The sequence below is a fragment of the Halodurantibacterium daqingense genome, assembly GCF_042666235.1.
Lineage (GTDB): Bacteria > Pseudomonadota > Alphaproteobacteria > Rhodobacterales > Rhodobacteraceae > Halodurantibacterium > Halodurantibacterium daqingensis.
The window spans coordinates 126,205-146,597 of sequence record NZ_JBHTFQ010000008.1; the positions used below are offsets into that span (position 1 = coordinate 126,205).

Consider the following 20,393-nt stretch of genomic DNA (forward strand, 5'->3'; position numbering starts at 1 on the left):
ACAAGATGTTGGATTCACATAATCTGAGAACCGTCAAGGGCATGTATATCGGCGGCAACTGGGTTGCTGGCCAAGGCAGCTTTGACGATATCAACCCGTCCGACGGATCGCTTTACGCCCGCATCCCCGATGGCGGGCGCGCCGAAGCGCGTATGGCGATCGAGGCGGCGCAAGCGGCCTTTCCGGCATGGTCGAGCCTGATGTTTCAGGAACGCGCGCATTACATGCTGAAAATCGCGGAGATCTGGGAAAAACGCAGCGCGGAATTTGTCGCGGCCGCCCAAGCAGAGGGGGGCGGCTGGTTCGGCAAGGGCATGTTCGAGGCGGGATATGTCCCCGAAGTGTTCCGCGCCGCGGCCGGTGTGCTTTATGGCAGTATCGGCGAGGTGCTGCCCTCGGAGCATGGAAAATTCTCGACCGCAGTGCGTTATCCGATGGGGGTGATCAGCGTCATCAGCCCGTGGAACATGCCCGGCATCCTGACCGCGCGGGGCTTCGCCTTTCCGTTGGCGGCCGGCAATACCATCGTGCTGAAACCCTCCGAGGACACGCCCTATGCGGGTGGGTTGTTCTTTGCCGAGGTGCTAGAAGAAGCGGGCCTTCCCAAAGGTGTGTTCAATGTCATCACCTGTTCGCGCGAACGTGTCCAGGACATGGGCGACGAGATGATCGAGAACCCGCTGGTCAAGGGCGTTTCGTTCACGGGATCTACCCCCGTGGGTCGCCAGATCGCTGCCAAGGCTGGCGCGCATCTGAAAAAATGCTGCGTGGAACTTGGTGGCAAGGACAGCCTGATCGTGCTGGAAGACGCCGATATGGACCGCGCCACAAGTGCGGCCAGTTTCGGCAGCTTCATGCACCAGGGCCAGATCTGCATGAGCGTGGAAAAGGTGCTGGTGCAGGACAGCGTCTATGCCGATTTCCTGCGGCAATTCGTGGCGCGGGCGTCCAAGCTGAAAACAGGCGACACCAAGGACAAGGCCAATGTGATCGGCCCGCTGATCAACGAACGGCAGGTCGCGCGGGTCAGGCACCAGATCGAGGATGCCTTGGCCAAGGGGGCCAAGGCCGTTCTGGGGGGGCGCATCTGGGATCGCTATGTGGAACCCACGATCCTGACCCATGTGACTCCCGACATGGATGTCTGGCGCGATGAAACCTTTGGCCCTGTCGCCATTGTGGTGCCGTTCAAGACGGATGCCGAGGCGATCGCCATGAACAACGACACCGAATACGGCCTGTCCGCCGGCATCATTACCCGCAACGAAGAGCGCGCCCTGCGCATGGCGCGGCAACTGGAAACGGGGATGTGCCATATCAACTGTTCGTCCATCAATGACGAACCGCACGTGCCCTTTGGCGGATCGAAAGCATCGGGCCTTGGGCGGCATGGCGGCAAGTGGTCGCTGGAGACCTTCACCGAAACGCGCTGGATCACGCTTGACCGTGGCCACCGCCCCTATCCGCAGGTGTTCTGATGGCCGCTTGGGAAAACAGCCCCCTGTTGAAGGGCAAGGTGATCGTTGTGACCGGATCGGCCAGCGGCATCGGATTTGAAACGGCACGGCTCTGCACCGCAATGGGGGCAAGCGTGCTGGGCGTGGATGTGACCAAGCGCTTTGACCATGTCGAGGAGTTCTATCGCGCCGATCTGTCGGACGGTCGCGCGATTGATGCCTTGGTGGATGTTCTGCCGCAGGGCATTGACGGAATTGCCAATATTGCGGGCCTGCCGCCCACAGCCCCGGCTGACAAGGTGCTCAAGGTCAATCTGTTCGGGCTGAAACGTCTGACCCTAGGCCTTATGCCCAAGCTGAATGATGGCGCCTCCATCGTGAACCTTGCCTCGTTGGCTGGGTTCGGCTGGCCGCAATCGGTGCCTGCGATCCGCGCCAGCGAAAGCGTCGATATTGATGATGTGGCCGCCTTCATGGCGCAGCATGACATCACAAATGCAGGCGGGCGCAGCTATTTCTTTTCCAAGGAGGCGCTGATCGCATGGACGCAAGCCAACCGCTGGACATGGCGTGATCGCGGCATCCGCATGAACAGCGTCAGTCCCGGCCCGGTGGATACGCCGATCCTTGGCGATTTCATCGAGACACTTGGCGCACGCGCCGAGGAAGACATGCGCGTGATGGACCGGCCCGGACGGGCCAATGATATCGCGCCGGTCGTTGCTTTCCTGCTGTCGGACATGACCACCTGGATCCGTGGCACCAATATCCCAGTCGACGGGGGCATGTCGTCGAACATCCTGTGCGAAATGCACGGGCTTATCTGAAGAAGAGGCTGATATGTCTGCTTTGGGCTGGATCATAGTTCTGATCATCATTGCCGCAGCGCTGATCCTGCTGGCCGCATGGTTTTATGAGCGCGCCACGAACGAGGTGGCCTTGGTGAAAACCGGGATCGGCGGGCGGCGCGTCATCATCGATGGTGGCACACTGGCCTTGCCTCATTTCCACGAGATCACGCGCGTCAACATGCAGACAATCCGCATGACCGTGTCCCGCGCGGGTGAGGCAGCGCTGATCACCAAAGACCGTCTGCGCGTGGATGTGGGGGCGGATTTCTATGTCTCGGTCACGCCGAAAGCCGATGCGATCACCCGCGCCGCGCAGACGCTCGGCAAACGCCTGTTCCAGCCCGATCAGTTGCGCGGGCTGATCGACGGGATGATGATTGACGCCTTGCGCTCGGTCGCGGCCCGTCTGACGATGGACGAGTTGCACGAGAACCGCGCCCAGTTCGTGCGCGAAGTTCGCGAGACCTTGGCCGAGGCGATGGCGAACTATGGCCTGCAGCTCGATTCCGTCTCGCTGACAGCATTGGACCAGACACCATTTTCTGCGCTGGACGAGAACAACGCCTTCAACGCGGTCGGTATGCGTAAACTGGCCGAGGTGATTGCCAAATCCAAGAAAGAGCGCGCCGAGATCCAGAGCGATAGCGACGTCTCGGTGCGCCGCGCCGCGATGGAGGCCGCGAAGCGCAAGCTGGAGATTGATCTGGAGGAACGGCGCGCCGAAATCGCGCAAGGCCAAGAGATCGAGACCCTTCTGGCCGCGCAGCTGGCGGAAGTCGCGCAGCGCAAGGCTGACAGCGAACGCACCGCCGCGCAGGCCCGCATCCGCATGGAGCAGGATATTCAAGCTGCCGATATCGCCCGCGAACAGGCAATCCGTGTGGCCGAGATCGCGCAAAGCCGCGCGCTGCAGGATGCCGAGAGTGACCGGCAAATCCAGATCTCTGTCAAAAGTCAGGAAGAAAGCCGCGCACAGGCGCAGGCTGATGCCGCCCGCGTCCAAGCGGTCACCGCTGCCGAAGCCGTGCTTAGCGCCCGCGCCATGGCCGAGGCCGAACGCCGCCGCGCATTGGCGCTGATCACGGCACAGGAACAGGCCGAAGCTGCCGCGAAACGCGCAGAGATTGCCGCCGCATCGGACAAGTCGACAGCCGCCGACAAGGCCGATGCCCGCCGTGCCGAGGCTGAGGCGACAAAGGCGGTGGAACTGGCACGGGTCGAGGCCGCGCGTGCGCGTATCGACGCCGAGAATGCCCGCTCCGAAGCGATCATCGCGATGGAGCTGGAGAAAGCGCGGCTGGAAGCGATGCCGCGCATTCTGGCCGAGATGGTGCGCCCTGCCGAAAAGATCACCGGCATCAGCATCAACCATCTGAGCGGGGTCGGCGGCACGCGCGGCGACGGGTCCGAACGCCTCGTCTCACCCGTCAACGCCACGGTGGATGCGATCATGGATATGGCAGTGCAACTGCCAAGCCTGCAAAAACTGGGCGACCAGATCAGCGCAAATCTGGCGCAGGTCAGCGGCAAACCCAAGCCGCGCGACTGATCCTTGTGGCATGATCCGCCAAAGCCCCGCCGGAGCAACCGGCGGGGCGCTTTGTTTGGAGATCATATACCCGACTCGCCGTAAGCATTTGCTGCGCCCCACCTTCCGGCGTTCAGCGCGATCGGTTCATTGGCACTCCGGCGCACCACGTGTCAGCCTGGCGGCCGTTGGCGCGGATACAGGTTGGGGATGGACAGCATGTTGATGCGGTGAGGCTGCCATCCTCGGTCAGAACAAAGGCATGGGCGGGCTTGGCCGGGTCGAGCGCGAAGTCGACGCGCCTGAAGGGAAGCGCGATGCGCGAGAAATGCGGCTCAGCGACCGGATCGATAACCACCCGGGCCGTGATTGCTGTCGCGTTACCGTCAAATCCGAGACGGGGTCGACGTGGTAGAGCAAGGTTTCGGAACAAGGCGCGATCCACCATGGATGTACGCATTTTTGTCGAGACGACCTTTGACGATGGAGAAACCAAGAGGCGCAATATTGGTCGATTTCGCGTGCGCCGGACGAGTTTCGTTCCGAGAATTTGGCCCTTTCCCTCGACGACGCAAAAACCTTGTTGAGGCGATTGCAGGAAGCGATTGTGCAAGCTCAGGTCGGTGAAGCAATGGAGGCTCGCCGGAAATCTGATGGCTGTGGCAAACACCGCGTGATCCATGATGATCGAGGCCGTGTTCTCGACACTCTTTTCGGGCGAGTTCACGTGACGTGGCCAAGGCTTCGACGCTGCACGTGCCAACCGGCTGGGATCGCGAAATCTGGGCCGCAATCACCACTTGCCGGGTTGTTTTCTGGCCGTGCGGCTCCCGAGCTTTCCGCATCTGCAGCTGAATTGGCGCCAAGACACTCGTTTCGGGAAGCCGCTCGACGGATCGAGATGTTCCTTCCCTGTTCGGCTCAGCTGAACACGACCGTTCGAAATCGCCTGGGTCGCATCGCCGACAAGCTAGGCCACGAAGACGCAACCCCACGCGATGCGAATACCATCTTGCGGTCCCCATCTGACCGTTTTCCTGGATGGTGCGCACATACGATCCTGGTCTGAATACCGGAAACGCCGCCTGGATGTCGTGGTCGGCAAGATTAAAAGCCCCAATAGAAGCCGGCGGTTTGGCCTCGGCAACAAGCCGCCCCTTCTCCTGCGAAGCAGCTCCGACATGACCTGATCGCGCAGGGCTGGGACGGTCAAAGCAAAGTGACCGTGAATTCAGACGGTGAACCTGCGCTGCCGAATCTGGTCAGGCGTTTGCGGGCAGTGCGGCGTGATGTACTCCTGTTTCAGCCCATAGCTGCGCAGCAGCGCCGTGTATTTGCGACTGGTAAAGACCAAGCTGTTGCCGGGTCTCGGAAGAAACTCCCGGGAAACACGTCCGAGCGCGCCTACCCGGTTGACCAACGCGTGCTCCAGCGCGCTGGCGACCGTCGTGGCCTTGCCGGAGCGCGACAGGTGCCAGCCCGGAAGCGCGCGGGTGTGGCAGTCGATGACCAAGGCCAGTGTGGTCCAGCCATCGCGACCCGCCCGGACCACGCTAGAACATAACCTTGAACTCCGAGGATCTAGCCATTAGAGGAAAGTGAGATTCCATGTTTATTTTCAGGGAGCACTGGAATCTTGCAAAGTCTTCGATGAATAATCGATAGCCACGCTTCATTATGATGTTATCAGAGTCCTCCAAGCACACGACACCGTCCCTCCTGTAGAAATGTATTCTATGTGCAGAGTATGGAAGGTAAAATTTCTCATCGAAGGCGGTGCTGCCGAAGTTATTAAACAAGACCGTCTTGATCTCGATGTAAAACTCCAGCATGAAAATTGTCAGGCAGTTTACATGATCATTGTGCCGGAAGTATATTTTACCTTCTGTGTAGAGTGCCGCCTCCGAAGACAAGGGATAAAAATCGGAGGACGATCTCCATCCGTTTTCCCTTATAAGGTCGAATGATAGATTGTCTCGCTGTGTCATAACTATTCACCTCCTGCCCAGATTCGCTGTTACTTTCGGATGAGGGCGCGTCCGGAGCCTTCATGTTTCCGCCATCTGGCGCCATGCTCATGTCAACTTGTACATTTTCCAGATCAGCATCTGTAGGGTCTTTGGGAACGACGCCGTTCGCAACGAGCTGGGCAATCACCTCTTTGCACAGAGATGCGTCAGCGATACTGTTAGGGGATCGATTTACTACCGTAATAGGTATTGTTTTATCGTTTTGGCCTGTGAAGATGCCGGCATCGGGGCTATAGGCTGTCGAACCCTTGGAGGCTGGTTGTATTGGCCCCGTTTGATATCGCTGCTCCGACACCTGATTTCCGCTCGGGCCGGAGTTATTGATGGGATCATTGAAGCCATACGAGTATCGGCTTGCTCCGACGCCCCCGTCACGGTCTCCGGCGTGTCCGCGCGAGGACCGGTGGCATGCGGGTGCTCCAGACCACATGGGGCCGAGACCGGGATGCCACGGCAGATAGCATGATGCCCCGGCTCGAGGCTCAGCTTTCGCGCGACCGCATCTGGTTCCCAGATCCGCGCGAGGGTGACAAAGACCCGGGGCCCTCGGGGCTGGGTTCAGCCACAGCTAAGCAGAGGTGAGAGAAACTGTAATATTGATGCGCCCCCTGCCTCGTTATCCCTTGAGAAAAGAGCTTGGCCGTCGCGGCCGCAGACCCATCTTCCATAGGGATCCGGAAATGTCAGTTGAACACGTGGACACGCTCATCATCGGCTGCGGCCAGGCCGGACTGGCGACAAGCGAGCATCTGAACCGGCGCGGGGTGCCCCATCTGATCCTGGAAAGGAACCGCATCGCTGAAAGCTGGCGAACTGCGCGATGGGACTCACTCGTGGCGAACGGTCCGGTCTGGCATGACCGGTTCCCGAGCATGGAATTTGACGGAATGGACCCCGATGCCTTTGCCCCCCGCGACCGGGTCGTGGAGTATTTCGTGGCAGTGGCCGCGCAGATCGACGCTCCTGTCCGCTGCGGTGTCGAGGCAACATCGCTGGAAAAGACCAGCGACGGCTTCCGGGTCCGGACCTCTGACGGTGAGATCATCGCCCGCGCCTGCGGTGGCAGGGTGCTGGCCACGGGCAAGCGGGCCAAGGTCACAGACCGAATGACCCGCGGTCTTGGCCTGGACAGAATTCGCGCCGGCCCAGAAGGTGCTGCTGGCCTGACGGAACAGGAGTCCGGCCCGCTGAGGATGGTGGGGCGGCGGCCAGCGCCGCGGCCGCCGATGGCGTGCCGCTGGTGGACCGCGCGTATCGCATCGCGCGGGCATCGGGATTGCTTGCCGGTCGCGCCGGATCGCGATGGAAAGCGTGATCGCGGGCATGGCCTGTCCGTTCTCGCAAGAGTGTGGTCGCCTCCGATACGTGACGCCTGTTCCGGGGGCGCTGATCCAGGAGGTCATCGACCTGGCCCTCATCCTGAACGCTCTGCGCGCCCTGCGGGGCGATCCGCAGGGGATCACATTCGAGGGCGCGGGCCGAAACACGCATGACAGGAACAGCCCGGCGCCGGGAACTGGCGGGATGAGCGATGGATCATCGCCATTCGCAGAACGGTGTCACCTTTCCGGGCCTCGTATTGCCTGTCGTTTCAGTTTTGGGCCTGTTTGGACTCACGGATCAGCGCTAAGGTAAAGGCCAGATCGTTCGGGAAAATGCGATGCCGCGACTTCATGCCCACCCAGAATCCCATCTCGTTTCGCGCATAGGCTGGCTTCGGGCGGCGGTCCTTGGCGCCAATGACGGAATCGTCTCGACGGCCAGCCTGATCGTTGGCGTCGCAGCGGCGGGATCGGGGCGGCCCGAGGTGATGATTGCGGGGCTGGCGGGGCTTGTGGCCGGGGCAATGTCGATGGCCGCCGGAGAATATGTCTCGGTCAGTTCGCAATCAGACACCGAGCAGGCCGACCTTGCGCGTGAGCGTGCAGAGCTGGCCACCCAGCCCGAGGCCGAGCGCGAGGAACTGGCGCACATCTACATCGACCGGGGCGTGTCGCCCGAGCTGGCGTATCAGGTGGCCGATCAGTTGATGGCCAAGGATGCGCTGGGGGCCCATGCACGCGACGAATTGGGTATCTCCGAAGTCACGACGGCGCGCCCCATCCAGGCGGCGCTGACATCGGCTGCGACCTTTGCGGTGGGCGCGGCGCTGCCGCTCCTGATGGTGCTGCTGCTGCCCACGGCGATTCTGGTGGTCGGCGTCTCGATGGCGTCGCTGCTGTTTCTCGCGCTTCTCGGCGCGGTCGGTGCCCGTGCGGGTGGCGCGAACCTGGCCAGGGCGACGCTGCGCGTGACCTTCTGGGGCGCGCTGGCCATGGCATTGACCGCCGGAATCGGTGCGTTGTTCGGGGTGGTCGCGTGACGGGGACCCACCTCATGCGCCGCCCCGACGCGATCTGAGGAAGCGCGATGGTCCGGGACGTCGTGGATGCTGCCGTCTGGAGCCAGGATGCGGATGCGCTGATATCGCAACTCGGCTCGGGGCCCGAGGGCCTGGCATCCGAGGTGGCTGCAGGACGACTGGTCGAGATCGGCCCAAACAGCGTGAACCAGGCGGCGCGCGCGGGCAGGCTGTGGCTTCTGGCGCGTCAGTTCGAAAACCCGATCGTATTGATCCTGCTTGTCGCCGCAACCATCTCGCTGGTGCTGCGGCAATGGCTGGATGCAGGAATCGTGCTGACCATCGTGCTCGGCAGCGCAGCCCTGGGCTTCTGGCAGGAACACCGTGCCTCGGCGGCGGTCGAAGCGCTGAAGGCGCGCCTTGCGCTGACCGCCCGGGTTCTGCGCGACGGCATCGAACGGGTGGTGCCTGTGCGCGAGGTCGTGCCGGGCGATGTGATCCTCCTGTCGGCCGGAAACCTTGTTCCCGCCGACGGACGGGTGATCCTGGCGCAGGACTTCCTGGTCAGCGAAGCCAGTATCACGGGCGAATCCTTTCCGGTCGAAAAGACGCCCGGCGCGGTTCGCCCGGATGCCCCGGTTGGGGAACGCACCAACATGGTCTGGCTTGGCGCCTCTGTCCGCAGCGGCACGGCGCAGGTGCTGGTGACCGCGACCGGCCGACAGACCGCCTTTGGCGCCATTGCCGCCCGGATCGCAACACGCGAGCACGAGACGGAATTCGCCCGTGGCGTCCGCCACTTCGGCTATCTGCTGATCCGGGTGATGGTGCTGGTGGTGCTGTTGGTGCTCAGCGTCAACCTGATGCTCGACCGGCCGGTGATCGACTCGCTGATGTTCGCCGCCGCGCTGGCGGTGGGGCTCTCGCCCGAACTGCTGCCGGCCATCGTCAGCGTCACGCTTTCGGCCGGGGCCCGGCGCATGGCTGCCGAAGGCGTGATCGTCCGCAGGCTCGAGGCGATCGAGAACCTCGGCTCGATGAGCGTGCTCTGCACCGACAAGACCGGCACGCTGACCGAAGGCCGGATGGCTCTGCATGCAGCGCTCGACCCTGCGGGCACCCCCTCCGACGAGGTGGCGCGGCTTGCCTGGCTAAACGCCAGCTTCGAGACCGGGATCGAGAACCCGCTCGATGCAGCCCTGCTGACGGCAGGCGCGGCTGCCGGCTTTACAGCCGCAGGCTTCGCCAAGATCGACGAGATCCCGTACGATTTCGAGCGCCGCCGCCTCACCATCGTTTTGGCCGGGGATGCGTCAGACGGCCACCTGATGCTGACCAAGGGGGCCTTTGCCGAGGTGCTGGGCATCTGCACATCCCTCGAAACCAGCACCGGCGCGGTGACGCTGAACGATGCGCACCGCGCCGCGCTGGACGCAATTTTCCAGGCGCGTTCCTCCGAGGGGTTGCGGGTTCTGGCGCTGGCCACGCGCCGTTTCCAGCCGCAGACGGATTACGACCGCGCCGACGAGGCGGCCATGACATTCCGTGGCTTCCTCGTGTTCCGTGACCCGCCGAAGGCAGACGCCGGGGAGACGATCGCGGCGCTCCGGGGCCTTGGCATCGCAATCAAGGTCATCAGCGGCGACAATCGCCACGTCACCGCCCATGTCGCCCGCGCAGTGGGCCTTGACCCGCAAGATATGCTCACCGGCGAGGAGATCGCCGCGATGCGCGACGAAGCGCTCTGGCACCGCGCGCCGCGCACCGACCTCTTCGTCGAGATCGACCCCCAGCAGAAGGAACGCATTGTCCGCGCCCTGCAACGCACCGGCGAGGCCGTGGGCTATCTGGGCGACGGGATCAACGACGCGCCCGCCCTGCATGCCGCCGATGTCGGCATCTCGGTGGCCGAAGCGGTGGATGTGGCGCGCGAAAGCGCGGACATCGTGCTGACGCGCCGCGACCTTCAGGTGCTGCGTGCGGGTGTAGAGGGCGGGCGTCGCACCTTCGCCAATACGCTGAAATACATCTCGATCACCACATCCGCCAATTTCGGCAACATGGTCAGCATGGCGATCGTGACGCCATTCCTGCCGTTCCTGCCGCTGCTGCCCAAGCAGATCCTGCTGAACAACTTCCTGTCCGATCTGCCCTCGCTCGCCATCGCTTCGGATCGGGTCGATCCGGAACGGCTGGCTAGGCCGCAGCGATGGAACCTGCACGAAGTCAAGCGGTTCATGTTTGTCTTCGGGCTGCTCAGTTCCGCCTTTGATCTTCTCACCTTCGGCCTGCTGCTCTGGGTGCTGCACGCAGGCGAGGCTCTGTTCCAGACCTCGTGGTTCATGATCTCGCTGATGACCGAGCTTGCCGTCGTGCTGGTGCTGCGCACGCGCAGCTCGGCCTTCCGCAGCCGTCCGGGGGCGATCCTTCAATGGTCCACTGTGCTGGTGCTCGGGCTGACCCTCGCCATCCCTTGGCTCGGCCCGCTCAGTGCGGCTTTCGGGTTCGTGCCGCTCCCGGTCGGCACGCTTGCGGCAATAGGTGCGATCCTGGTCGGCTATATCGTGGCGACCGAAGCAGCGAAGGCCTGGTTCTATCGCACCGGGCCGACAGCCGGCGGATCACGTGAAGGAGGCGCGCGCGCGCCATGATCGCCCCCCTGCGAGAAGACCCTTCGCAGGCTGTTGCCGGCAATCCTTTGTTGAAAGGACCGCACGGACCGATCGATGTGATGGCCGGATTGCTGCTTCATGCTGTGCCGCCGGGGCAATTACGGCGTTGATGCAGCGTCCGAACTGATTCAAGACCCCGAAAATCTGCTCGCCAAAGCGCTGCGCCATTCGGCCGAGGGAGCGGGCGGGATTGGCAAGCCCGTCGCGGCCAACGACCTGCCCAGTCACGGGGCGAACGCATGCGCGCGCGTCATCGCCGTTCTCACCGGCACTCCTCGGCCTTGAACTGCCGAAGCGAGGCTTCCCGGAAGTGACAGTGATCGAGTCCGGGGCGGGTAGCCGCAGCGAAAGCAGCGCCCCCACGGCGGCACCGCGATCGCCAACTTCAGCCTCGCCCCCCTCTCCCGCCAGCCCCTCGCAAGATCGCGTGCCTCAGGCGTCGCGGCCGGCACCTCCCCCCGGAAATGCTCCTGCGAATGTCAACGGCGCACTCAGAAGGGGCCGGTGCGCATTCACTCAGTTCCTGGAAGCATCCGCTTTGGCCGTCTCGACGTCGCGGGTGAAGTCGATGGGGCACGTCCGGCCCGCCAACCTGTGCAAGCAGCCGATCGACCGGCGGCGGGTGGCGGCCGTCTTGCGCCAGCGCGGAGGCCTGGATGGAACCGAGGCAATGCCGGAAGACAACCACGTGCCGGTCCGGCGAAGGGCGGCAGAGTTGCCCGCCCCTGGCGCGCGCGACCGGAAAGGATGCTGAACCCGTGGAATTGCGTTTTCTGGAAACCTGTCCGCCCTGCTCCCGGCGTCACTCCGAGCCGCGCCCGGTCATGCGCCCTGCCGCCTGACGGACGCTGGCCGATCCTGATTTTCGACTGCTTCGGAAGACACCCGGGCACGCCGGGGCCAAGCGCCATGCCCGCTGGCGCGCCGTCCTGCAACCCACGAGGCGGGATCGTCTTCACGACGGGACAGAACAAAATCGCGCCTGCCGTGTTCGTTCAATGACTGAAGCGGAGGAAAGCATGGAAGACGGGTTTCGCGGCAAGGTAGTCATGATCACGGGCGCCACGGCAGGCGTGGGCAGGGCAACGGCGCTTGCCTTCGCGCGGGAAGGCGCGCGGCTGGGGCTGATCGGCCGCGATCAGGCCGCGCTCGAGGCGCTGCGGGACGAGGTCAAGGCCATGGGCGTGCGCAGCCGGATCTTTCCCGTCGATGTCGCCGATGCAGAGGCGGTCGCCGCCGCCGCGCAAGATGCAGAGCAGCGTCTGGGCCCCATCGAGGTCTGGGTCAACAACGCCATGACCACGATCTTCGGCAAGATCCGCGATCTGACACCGGAAGAGATCCGGCGTGTGACCGAGGTGACCTATCTTGGCTATGTCCACGGCACGCTGGCCGCGCTGGCGGTGATGGGGCCGCGCGATCGCGGCACGATCGTCCAGGTCGGTTCGGCCCTCGCCTGGCGCGGCATTCCGCTGCAGGCCCCCTATTGCGCGGCGAAACACGCCATCCAGGGCTTCACGGAAACCCTGCGGACCGAACTGATGCACGAGGGTAGCGGCATCCGGGTGACGATGGTGCAACTGCCCGCGATCAACACCCCCCAGTTCGACTGGGCCCGCAGCAAGACCGGCCGGAAGCCCCGCCCGGTGGCACCCGTCCTTGCGCCCGAGGTCGCCGGGCGCGCCATCCTGCGCGCGGCGCGCATTCCCCGGCGGGAATACTGGCTGGGCGCCAGCACCGTGAAGACGATCCTCGGCAGCCTGCTGTCCCCGGCGCTGGCGGACTGGGCCCTGGTCCGCGGCGCCGTCGGCGGCCAGAAGCGCGCCGCCGGCGTGCAGGACGACCGGCCCGACAACCTGAACACCCCTGTGACGGGGCTGCACCGGACCGCAGGCGCCTTCGGTGACGAGGCGCGGCAATCGGCGGTTCTGGTGCCGGCTTCGGTTGCGCTTCTGGGTGCGGCGGCGGGCGGCCTTCTGGCGGCGGGGCTTGCCGGCGCGGCCATCGGCCGGCTGTGGCACGACAGGCGGAACTGAGGAGGGCGCCATGACCATCGGACAGAAGACATGGGTGATCCCCGAGGGCATGATCCCTGGCCAGAGCCTGAACGACGATCCGGCCTTCCTCTCGCACGAAACGGCCTGCATCCTGAATGCGAACGACAGCGACGCGCAGCTTGCAATCATGCTCTACTTTGCCGATCGCGAACCGGTCGGCCCCTATGCCGTCACGGTTCCCGCGCGGCGCACGCTGCATCTGCGGTTCAACGATCTGGCTGATCCGGCGCCGGTCCCGCGCGATACGGATTACGCCTCGGTCATCCGGTCCGACCTGCCCGTGGTCGTCCAGCATACGCGGCTGGACAGCCGTCATCCCAATGTGGCGCTTCTGTCCACGATGGCCTTTCCGGCAGAGGGCACATGAGCCTTGAAATCGCAGATTATGGCCTGATCGGCGATTGCGAAACCGCGGCGCTGGTGGGGCGTGACGGGTCGATCGACTGGCTGTGCTGGCCGCGCTTCGATTCCGGCGCCTGCTTTGCGGCACTTCTGGGCAGCGCGCGCAACGGCCGCTGGTGCCTTGCCCCCGAGGGCGCCGTCACCCGCTCGGCCCGCCGCTACCGGGGCGACACGCTGATCCTGGAGACCGAGTTCGAAACCGCAAGCGGGGCTGTCCGCCTGACCGACTTCATGCCCTTGCGCGGCGACCAGGAGGTGTCGGACCTCGTGCGCATCGTGACCGGCCTGCGCGGACAGGTGCCGATGACGATGGAGCTTGCGCTGCGCTTCGATTATGGCCGGCTGGTGCCCTGGATCAGCCCGCTGGAGGGTGGCAACCGGCTGCGGGCGGTGGCCGGCCCCCATGCCGTGGTGCTGGAGGCGCCGGTCCCGGTGAAGGCGAGCGACGGCACGATCACCGCCCGGTTCAGCATCGCGCAGGGCCAGACGCTGGGCTTCGTTCTTGCGCATGAGGCCTCGCATCTGCCGCCGCCCAGGATCTGCGACGCCGAACGCGCGCTGACGGAAACCGAGGCCTACTGGACCGACTGGGCCAGCCGCTGCACCTATGACGGCCCCTGGCGCGAGGCGGTGCTGCGCTCGCTCATCACCACGAAATCCATGACCTACCGTCCCACCGGCGGGATCATCGCCGCAACCACCACCTCGCTTCCCGAAGAGATCGGCGGCAGCCGCAACTGGGATTACCGCTTCTGCTGGCTGCGCGATGCGACCTTCACGCTTCATTCCCTTGTCAGCGCCGGCTACCGGACCGAGGCGGAACACTGGTGCGACTGGCTGCTGCGGGCGGTGGCGGGGGCGGCACATCAGGCGCAACCGCTATACGGCATAGACGGCACGCATCGCTGCGAAGAGATCGAGGCGCACTGGCTTCCGGGCTATCGCGGCTCCTCGCCCGTGCGGATCGGCAATGCCGCCTATGCGCAGTTGCAGGTGGATATCTTCGGCAGCGTCATCGACACGCTGCACCAGGCACGCTGCCACGGGCTGGAGATGCATGAGGCAAGCGCGGGCCTGCAGAACGCGCTGCTGTCCCATCTGGAGGAGATCTGGCGCCAGCCCGACGAGGGGATCTGGGAAGTCCGCAGCGAGCGGCGGCACTTCGTGCATGGCAAGCTGATGTCCTGGGTCGCCTTCGACCGGGCAGTCGCCTCGGCCCGTCGTTTCGGACTGGAAGGCCCCATCGCCCGCTGGGAGGGTCTGCGCAACGAGATCCGCGAGGAAATTCTCACGCGCGGCTTCGACAGCGACCGGGGCGCCTTCGTGCAGGCCTATGGCACCACCGCGCTTGACGCGTCCACCCTTCTGATCCCGCTGTTCGGGTTCCTGCCCGCCAATGATCCGCGCATGCGCTCGACCGTCGCCGCCATCGAACGCGACCTGACCCGCGATGGCCTTGTGCTGCGCTATGATCCCGACGAGGCCGTGGACGGCCTGCCAGGGGACGAAGGGGCCTTTCTTGCCTGCAGTTTCTGGCTGGCCGACAACATGATCCTTCAGGGCCGTCATGACGAAGCCCGGGCGCTGTTCGCGCGGCTTCTGTCCCTGCGCAACGACCTAGGCCTGCTCTCGGAACAATATGACTGGAAGGAAGGCAGGCTTGTCGGCAACTTCCCGCAGGCGTTTTCGCATTTCAGCCTGATCGACACCGCCCTGAACCTCGGCAACCACCCAGGCGATCAGACCGCAGCCGCGAAAGGCTGAGCGCCCTGCCCGCGGCGCGACGCAGGCTCCGCCTGGCCCGTGTGCAGGCAGCGGCAGCCGGGGAGAAACGAGGTGATCTGGCTATCCGGGCGCCTTTCGGTTTCTGAAGCGGCGATGGGCGCCCTGTTGATGTCTTTCCGGGGTGGCGGTCTCGGTAAAAGCCGCGATGCGATCCCTCGCAGTGTTGATCGCGTCCAGGCTCTCGGCCTGTTCCTGTATCGGCAGGTATGTCAGGTCGATATCGACAGTCAACCGCACCAGGCTGAAAGGATCGATGGCCGTCCCGCCTTTGTTTTCGCCCGCGACATGGGGCAGAACGCGAACCGGCAGCGCGACCTGGGCTTCATGGGTCTCATGCGTCACTGTCGGCCCTGGGGTCACGAAATCGTCCGGCACCATGATCCGATAGCGCGGGTGGATCTTGCCGCCCTGAACCGGGCCTAGTCGCCGCGGCCGAGCTTGAATGCCTGCGGGACGATCCGTTTGCGCCAGGGATGGTCGTGGCGGTCGGCAAAATGAAGAACAGGCGCGTGACCTTGATCTTCCGGCAGGCCTGCAGGAGGTCGGCCATCAGTTTCGGGCGCAGGTTGTCAGGCCCACGAAGGCCATGTCGAGCGTATGGAAACTCTCATGGGCGGGCAACTCGTCCATGGCTTTCAGAAGAGCGCGCCCTGGCGTCGCCATTGTCAGACCCCAATCCAGGCTGGTCGGTCGTTCTGCCCTCGGTCACGCCCTGTTTCGGGGAGGGAAACAAGGATCGGGGGCGGGTTCTTTTTGGGGCATCCGTCGGCAGTTTCACCAGCCGGTTCGGGGTACTGCCCATCGACCCCGGACAGGAGCACGTGCGCCGAGGCGCAGGTAACGCGCGTGCCCTGTTCGCCAAGCGCCGTGGTGCCGCCCACATGCGGGTGACCCATGATGTGCTGCGTGGAAAGAATGCAGGTCTTCCAGTCGATGCTGTTCGATGTCGGGGTGTTGGGGAGTGGGCTGCGGAATACGCCTCGGGTGATGCGGCTCCGCAAGCCGCGTTTCACATAGTCACGGAAGCTCTCATGGACGATGCCTTCGGGCACGAGCCACGCGGCATCGCCCAGATACCCGCCGGGCACGGCATCGAGCAGTTTCTTCAGATCTTGTGACCTTGCGGTGTCCACGATGCCTGAAGCGACAGATCTTCAAGGAGACGGGTGCAGGTTTTCCCGAAGGAGGTGAGGCTTCAGCGTTACGGACGCTCCAAGATCAATATGTGCAGGGAGCTTGGAGAGCAGCCCCAGGAAGCGGGAGACCTGACGGCGCGGGTTGAGAGACGGCCGCAGACCCGCGGTGGTTGCCGAAGGTCGATGCGGGCACCTCCCGGCGTGCTGCCGGGACCGGGCCTTGGTTCTGCGGACTGCCGCCTCCCATGAAGAAATACCAGATCGGCGCGGTGCCCCCGCAGGTGGACGCGGGCCTGCGGCAGGGCTTTGCCGAGGTCGAGATCGCCACGATCGGTCATTTCCGCCACCGCGGTTTCGTCGATCGCCGCCTGCGCCCCATTGCCCCCGTTTCGGGCATTCCGACCGGCACGGCGGTGACGGTCGCGATTCCGGCCACGGATTCGACCTGCTGCATCACGCGATGTCGGTGGTGCGGCCCGGCGACGTTGTGGTGATCGACGGGCTGGGCGACCGGCGACATGCCTGTCTTGGGGGCGGGGTGGCCTTTGCCGCCAGGGTGGCAGGGGCGGTCGCCGACTGCCGCAGAACATCCGCCCCCACCTCCAGGTGCGCTGCGGGGGATCTTGCCCGCCGGTCCTGCTGCCTCACCGTCCACGGCTACGGGGACATCCGCCGGCCAAGGCTGCTGCGGCAGCAGTTTGGCGCGACAGCGCGGTACCGGAAAGGCCGGCCGCGGAGCAAGGCGACCATGTCGCCCCCCCGCCCGCACTTCGACCAGGTTGCGCCACCGCACGGCGTGGCAATCGCGCCACCCGGACCGCATATGTGCAGCCAACCGCTGGCCCCGGAACATCGCGCCGGAGGAATGACGGCTTCCCCCCTCCGCCCCCGCCCGCGAACCGCGGGGGAACCTTCAGCGCGGCGCCGCCAGCCTGTCCCGCAACCGATACCAGGCGACAGTTGCCCGGACGGCCGGCTTCCGCAGGAAATGGAGCGGGATGGGCCGGGGTTCCGTCACCGGAAAATCCAGCGCCTCTTCGGGCACGCCCCGCGCCCAGTCGGCCAGCACCTTGCCCATTGCCGTTGCCATCGCGACGCCGCGCCCGTTATAGCCCAGGCCCGCCATCACGCCCGGCGCCATCCGGTGCAGATGGGGATAATGATCCGCCGTCATTGCCACATATCCGCCCCAGGCATAGGACCATTCGACGCCGTTCAACTGCGGATAAAGCTCTTCCGAGACCTCGCGCAGCGCCTGCATCTGCCGCAGTGTCCCGCGCGCATCGTAAGCCCCCCGTCCGCCCATCACGAACCGCCCCTCCGGATCCAGCCGGAAGTAAAGCAGCAATCGCCGGCTGTCGGAGGCCGAATGCCCGCCCGGCAGGATCGAGCGGCGCATGTTGTCCGACAGTGGCGCCGTCGCCACCTGAACCGACCGCACCGGCACCACCGTCCGCCGCAAGGGCGGCATCAGGTCATCGGTATAGCCGTTCGTGCAAAGCAAGACGCGCCGCGCCCGCAACCGACCCTCGGCCGTGTGCAGCACGAAGCCCGCGCCGGTCCGTTCCAGCCGTAGCGCCCGGCTTTGTCCATGCAGCACCGCCCCCGCGGCCAGGGCCGCCTCTGCCAGCCCGAGCGCATAGTTCAGCGGATGCAGATTGCCCCCGCGCGGATCGATCATGCCGCCGATATAGGCGTCTGTGCCCAGCATTTCGGCGGTTTCCTGCCGCGACAACATCCGCAGCGGCGCGCCGCGGCGGGCCCATTGGTCCACCCGCGCCTGAACCACCCGAAGCGCCGCTGCGTCATGCACAGGCTGGATCCAGCCTGCCTGAACCCCCGCGCAGTCGATGCCGTGCCGGCGGATCAGCGAAAACACCAGATCCCCCGCACCACCGGCCAGGGTCACCATCCGCGCGCCGATGTCCGGCCCGAACCGCGCTTCGATGGCGTCGGGATCCTCTTTCAGCCCGGGGTTCACCTGCCCTCCGTTGCGTCCCGATGCGCCCCAGCCGGGCGTTTCCGCCTCGAGCACCGTGGCCGCCACGCCGGCCTCTGCCAGGTGCAGCGCGGCGGACAACCCGGTGAACCCCGCGCCGACTATCGCGACATCCGTCTCCTCCTCTCCGCGCAGCGGCGGACAGGGCGGCGTGGCATTGGCAGTCGCCGACCAAAGCGAATTGGCGATCGGCGCGATCTCGTTGACAATCATTCCGAAACTCCCTGCAGGATCAGTAAACCGCCGGCGTGACCACCCAGATCACCACCGCATCCTCGGACCCTCCGCACCAGAACCGGATCATCCGCACCGCCTCGAAGGCAAAGGAATCCCCCGCCTCCAGCCGGTGTTCGACCCCATCCACTTCCAGCATCAGAATCCCCGACAGAACCGTGCCGCATTTCGCGCCGACCGGATGGTTGTAGGGCACATCCCCCGTTGTGCCGCCGGGACGCACCACCAGGCGCATCATCTGGATGTCGGGGCATTCGTCCGGCGTCATCAGCTCCTTGACCATGCCCTTGCTGCCCAGATCCAGAACCCGCCGCTGGTGCCGGCGCACGACAAGGGGTTCGCGCGGCCCGGCTTCGGTGGGCCCGTCGAACAGCCAGCCCACCGGCATTTCCAGCGCGCGGCAGATCGCGCCAAGTGATCGCACCGACGGCATGCTCAGCCCGCGCTCGATCTGGCTCAGCAGCCCGATCGACACCTCTGCACGCTCGGCCACCTCCCGCAGCGACAGGTTGCGCACCTTTCGCCTGGATCGCAGGCGCGGGCCGATCTCGTCGCCCGGTGCCTGGGCAGGGGCCATCTCGGGGGGGACTTTCGCTGGAAGCATTTGTTGACAACCTGATCTATCTTTGCTGAGATTGAAATAATAACAAAAAAGTTTCAACTAAAATGAAATCCAACAGGAGGTTCGTCATGACACGGACAAAGCTCGTTGCCACTACGGCCCTGACGCTTTTCGCCACAAGCGCCTCGGCACAGGATACGATCACATTCACCTCGTTCGGCGGCGCCTTTCAGGAGGCGCAGCGCAAGGCCCTGCTGGACCCGGCCGCCGAGGCGCTGAACATCACCATCCTTGAAGACACCCTGACCGGGATCGCAGAGGTTCGCGCGCAGGTTCTCGCCGGCGCCGTCACCTGGGATATCGTCGATCTTGGCCTTGCCGACTGCGCCGCCGCGCAGGCCGAAGGGATCCTTGAGCCGCTGGATTATTCCCAGATCTCGGTCGAAGGGTTCGAGGAGGCCGCCTATTCCGACGCCTGGGCCGGCATCATCTATTTCTCCACCGTTCTCGCCTTCGACACCGACCTGTTCGGCGACAATCCCCCGCAAAGCTGGGCCGACTTCTGGGATGTCGAAAACTTCCCCGGCGCACGGTCGCTGCGCAACAACCCGGTCGGCACGCTCGAGATCGCGCTTCTGGCCGACGGCGTTCCGGTTGATGAAATCTATCCGCTCGATCTCGACCGGGCCTTCGCGAAGATGGCCGAGATCCAGCCCCATATCGACGTCTGGTGGACCTCGGGCGCCCAGTCGGCGCAGCTCATCGCGGATGGGGAAGTGGACATGATCGCCATCTGGAACGGCCGGCTTGATGCCGTGGTCGCGGACGGGATCGCCGCCGACTATACCTACAATCAGGGCATCGCGCAGCTTGACTGTCTTGCCATTCCGCGCGGGGCGCCGAACAAGGACGTGGCGATGCAGGCGCTGGCCATCATGCTTGCCCCCGAACAACAGGCGCAGATGCCGCAATACATCAATTACGGCCCGACCACCTCGCTGGCCTTCGATCTCGGCATCATCACCGACGAACAGACCGCCATCAGCCCCTCGGCGCCCGAGAACCTTGCCAACCAGCTGATCATGAACGCCGATTACTGGGCGGAAAACCGTCAGGCCGTGCAGGAACGCTGGGACGCCTTCATCACGCAGTGACCCTGGGCCGGTCAGGCAGCTTCGGGCGGCACCCGCGCCGATCCCGGATAGGCCTTGCCGGCCTGAACCCTTGGCAATCAGGCCGCACCGGCCGCATGGCTGGTCCGCGCCGCGGCGCCAGCGCCGGACCCGACCCGGAGGACCGGCAAGGCCACCTGCACGACGGCCGCTGCCGCCAGTTACCC

The 20,393-nt window shown here is 64.8% G+C and carries 18 protein-coding genes and 1 pseudogene; 13 read left to right on the forward strand and 6 right to left on the reverse strand.

Going from position 1 to position 20,393, the window contains the following annotated elements:
* The first annotated feature begins 5 nt into the window (after positions 1–5).
* The 4 genes and pseudogenes from ACFQXB_RS15050 to ACFQXB_RS15065 form a co-directional block, all read left to right on the forward strand.
* The gene (locus tag ACFQXB_RS15050) at positions 6–1,478 is read left to right on the forward strand and encodes an aldehyde dehydrogenase family protein (RefSeq protein ID WP_377405495.1); all 1,473 of its coding nucleotides are present in this window, start codon (positions 6–8) and stop codon (positions 1,476–1,478) included.
* On the forward strand, positions 1,478–2,284 hold the full coding sequence (locus tag ACFQXB_RS15055) for a coniferyl-alcohol dehydrogenase (protein WP_377405497.1): 807 nt from the start codon (positions 1,478–1,480) through the stop codon (positions 2,282–2,284). The genes ACFQXB_RS15050 and ACFQXB_RS15055 overlap by 1 nt, the downstream gene beginning before the upstream one ends.
* Before the next feature lie 13 nt (positions 2,285–2,297).
* A complete protein-coding gene (locus tag ACFQXB_RS15060; RefSeq protein ID WP_377405499.1) occupies positions 2,298–3,857 on the forward strand; it encodes a flotillin family protein in 1,560 nt (519 codons plus the stop codon).
* A gap of 425 nt (positions 3,858–4,282) precedes the next feature.
* Positions 4,283–5,130, forward strand: a pseudogene (locus ACFQXB_RS15065) (ISKra4 family transposase); the annotation flags it as partial.
* On the opposite strand, the gene ACFQXB_RS15070 reads toward ACFQXB_RS15065, so the two are convergent.
* Entirely contained in the window at positions 5,068–5,349 is a 282-nt protein-coding gene (locus ACFQXB_RS15070; RefSeq protein ID WP_377405712.1) for a hypothetical protein, read from the reverse strand. The pseudogene ACFQXB_RS15065 and the gene ACFQXB_RS15070 overlap by 63 nt on opposite strands.
* A 1,197-nt stretch (positions 5,350–6,546) precedes the next feature.
* On the opposite strand from ACFQXB_RS15070, the gene ACFQXB_RS15075 reads away from it, so the two are divergent.
* The 7 genes from ACFQXB_RS15075 to ACFQXB_RS15105 all read left to right on the forward strand — a co-directional run bounded on the left by ACFQXB_RS15075 (position 6,547) and on the right by ACFQXB_RS15105 (position 15,102).
* The gene (locus ACFQXB_RS15075; protein WP_377405501.1) at positions 6,547–7,359 is read left to right on the forward strand and encodes an NAD(P)-binding domain-containing protein; all 813 of its coding nucleotides are present in this window, start codon (positions 6,547–6,549) and stop codon (positions 7,357–7,359) included.
* A 167-nt stretch (positions 7,360–7,526) separates the two neighbouring features.
* Positions 7,527–8,228: a VIT1/CCC1 transporter family protein gene (locus tag ACFQXB_RS15080; RefSeq protein ID WP_377405503.1), complete on the forward strand. Its 702-nt coding sequence runs from the start codon at positions 7,527–7,529 to the stop codon at positions 8,226–8,228.
* 47 nt (positions 8,229–8,275) lie between these two features.
* The gene (gene mgtA / locus ACFQXB_RS15085) at positions 8,276–10,858 is read left to right on the forward strand and encodes a magnesium-translocating P-type ATPase (RefSeq protein WP_377405505.1); all 2,583 of its coding nucleotides are present in this window, start codon (positions 8,276–8,278) and stop codon (positions 10,856–10,858) included.
* Between the two features lie 99 nt (positions 10,859–10,957).
* On the forward strand, positions 10,958–11,164 hold the full coding sequence (locus tag ACFQXB_RS15090; RefSeq protein ID WP_377405507.1) for a hypothetical protein: 207 nt from the start codon (positions 10,958–10,960) through the stop codon (positions 11,162–11,164).
* Positions 11,165–11,898: 734 nt separating this feature from the next.
* Complete coding sequence (locus tag ACFQXB_RS15095; protein ID WP_377405509.1) at positions 11,899–12,915, forward strand: SDR family oxidoreductase; 1,017 nt, start codon at positions 11,899–11,901, stop codon at positions 12,913–12,915.
* Between the two features lie 10 nt (positions 12,916–12,925).
* Positions 12,926–13,303, forward strand: coding sequence for a sensory rhodopsin transducer (locus tag ACFQXB_RS15100; RefSeq protein WP_377405511.1), 378 nt, complete (start codon positions 12,926–12,928; stop codon positions 13,301–13,303).
* On the forward strand, positions 13,300–15,102 hold the full coding sequence (locus tag ACFQXB_RS15105; protein WP_377405512.1) for a glycoside hydrolase family 15 protein: 1,803 nt from the start codon (positions 13,300–13,302) through the stop codon (positions 15,100–15,102). Before ACFQXB_RS15100 ends, ACFQXB_RS15105 begins: the two co-directional genes overlap by 4 nt.
* Before the next feature lie 81 nt (positions 15,103–15,183).
* Here the strand turns inward: ACFQXB_RS15105 and ACFQXB_RS15110 are convergent, their stop codons facing one another.
* The 3 genes from ACFQXB_RS15110 to ACFQXB_RS15120 all read right to left on the reverse strand — a co-directional run bounded on the left by ACFQXB_RS15110 (position 15,184) and on the right by ACFQXB_RS15120 (position 16,256).
* Positions 15,184–15,465 (reverse strand): nucleotidyl transferase AbiEii/AbiGii toxin family protein, encoded by a 282-nt coding sequence (locus ACFQXB_RS15110; RefSeq protein WP_377405514.1) that lies wholly within the window; start codon positions 15,463–15,465, stop codon positions 15,184–15,186.
* Positions 15,455–15,673 (reverse strand): hypothetical protein, encoded by a 219-nt coding sequence (locus ACFQXB_RS15115; protein ID WP_377405516.1) that lies wholly within the window; start codon positions 15,671–15,673, stop codon positions 15,455–15,457. Before ACFQXB_RS15115 ends, ACFQXB_RS15110 begins: the two co-directional genes overlap by 11 nt.
* A gap of 115 nt (positions 15,674–15,788) precedes the next feature.
* Entirely contained in the window at positions 15,789–16,256 is a 468-nt protein-coding gene (locus ACFQXB_RS15120) for an AbiEi antitoxin N-terminal domain-containing protein (RefSeq protein WP_377405518.1), read from the reverse strand.
* A 248-nt stretch (positions 16,257–16,504) separates the two neighbouring features.
* On the opposite strand from ACFQXB_RS15120, the gene ACFQXB_RS15125 reads away from it, so the two are divergent.
* A complete protein-coding gene (locus tag ACFQXB_RS15125; RefSeq protein ID WP_377405520.1) occupies positions 16,505–16,753 on the forward strand; it encodes a hypothetical protein in 249 nt (82 codons plus the stop codon).
* Positions 16,754–17,172: 419 nt separating this feature from the next.
* Here the strand turns inward: ACFQXB_RS15125 and ACFQXB_RS15130 are convergent, their stop codons facing one another.
* Positions 17,173–18,471, reverse strand: a complete 1,299-nt coding sequence (locus ACFQXB_RS15130) for an NAD(P)/FAD-dependent oxidoreductase (RefSeq protein WP_377405522.1) — start codon at positions 18,469–18,471, stop codon at positions 17,173–17,175.
* Between the two features lie 19 nt (positions 18,472–18,490).
* Positions 18,491–19,096 carry a helix-turn-helix domain-containing protein gene (locus tag ACFQXB_RS15135; protein WP_377405523.1) on the reverse strand — a complete coding sequence of 202 codons (606 nt, stop codon included), beginning with the start codon at positions 19,094–19,096 and terminating at the stop codon, positions 18,491–18,493.
* 86 nt (positions 19,097–19,182) lie between these two features.
* Between ACFQXB_RS15135 and ACFQXB_RS15140 the strand changes: the two genes are divergently transcribed.
* Positions 19,183–20,208, forward strand: a complete 1,026-nt coding sequence (locus tag ACFQXB_RS15140; protein ID WP_377405525.1) for an ABC transporter substrate-binding protein — start codon at positions 19,183–19,185, stop codon at positions 20,206–20,208.
* Positions 20,209–20,393: the final 185 nt, after the last annotated feature.

Coding starts and splice junctions, on each gene's coding strand:
- ACFQXB_RS15050 (WP_377405495.1), top strand. CDS start 6: ATGTTGGATTCACATAATCTGAGAACCGTCAAGGGCATGTATATCGGC.
- ACFQXB_RS15055 (WP_377405497.1), top strand. CDS start 1,478: ATGGCCGCTTGGGAAAACAGCCCCCTGTTGAAGGGCAAGGTGATCGTT.
- ACFQXB_RS15060 (WP_377405499.1), top strand. CDS start 2,298: ATGTCTGCTTTGGGCTGGATCATAGTTCTGATCATCATTGCCGCAGCG.
- ACFQXB_RS15075 (WP_377405501.1), top strand. CDS start 6,547: ATGTCAGTTGAACACGTGGACACGCTCATCATCGGCTGCGGCCAGGCC.
- ACFQXB_RS15080 (WP_377405503.1), top strand. CDS start 7,527: ATGCCGCGACTTCATGCCCACCCAGAATCCCATCTCGTTTCGCGCATA.
- mgtA (WP_377405505.1), top strand. CDS start 8,276: ATGGTCCGGGACGTCGTGGATGCTGCCGTCTGGAGCCAGGATGCGGAT.
- ACFQXB_RS15090 (WP_377405507.1), top strand. CDS start 10,958: ATGCTGTGCCGCCGGGGCAATTACGGCGTTGATGCAGCGTCCGAACTG.
- ACFQXB_RS15095 (WP_377405509.1), top strand. CDS start 11,899: ATGGAAGACGGGTTTCGCGGCAAGGTAGTCATGATCACGGGCGCCACG.
- ACFQXB_RS15100 (WP_377405511.1), top strand. CDS start 12,926: ATGACCATCGGACAGAAGACATGGGTGATCCCCGAGGGCATGATCCCT.
- ACFQXB_RS15105 (WP_377405512.1), top strand. CDS start 13,300: ATGAGCCTTGAAATCGCAGATTATGGCCTGATCGGCGATTGCGAAACC.
- ACFQXB_RS15115 (WP_377405516.1), bottom strand. CDS start 15,673: ATGGCCGACCTCCTGCAGGCCTGCCGGAAGATCAAGGTCACGCGCCTG.
- ACFQXB_RS15125 (WP_377405520.1), top strand. CDS start 16,505: ATGAAGAAATACCAGATCGGCGCGGTGCCCCCGCAGGTGGACGCGGGC.
- ACFQXB_RS15130 (WP_377405522.1), bottom strand. CDS start 18,471: ATGATTGTCAACGAGATCGCGCCGATCGCCAATTCGCTTTGGTCGGCG.
- ACFQXB_RS15135 (WP_377405523.1), bottom strand. CDS start 19,096: ATGCTTCCAGCGAAAGTCCCCCCCGAGATGGCCCCTGCCCAGGCACCG.
- ACFQXB_RS15140 (WP_377405525.1), top strand. CDS start 19,183: ATGACACGGACAAAGCTCGTTGCCACTACGGCCCTGACGCTTTTCGCC.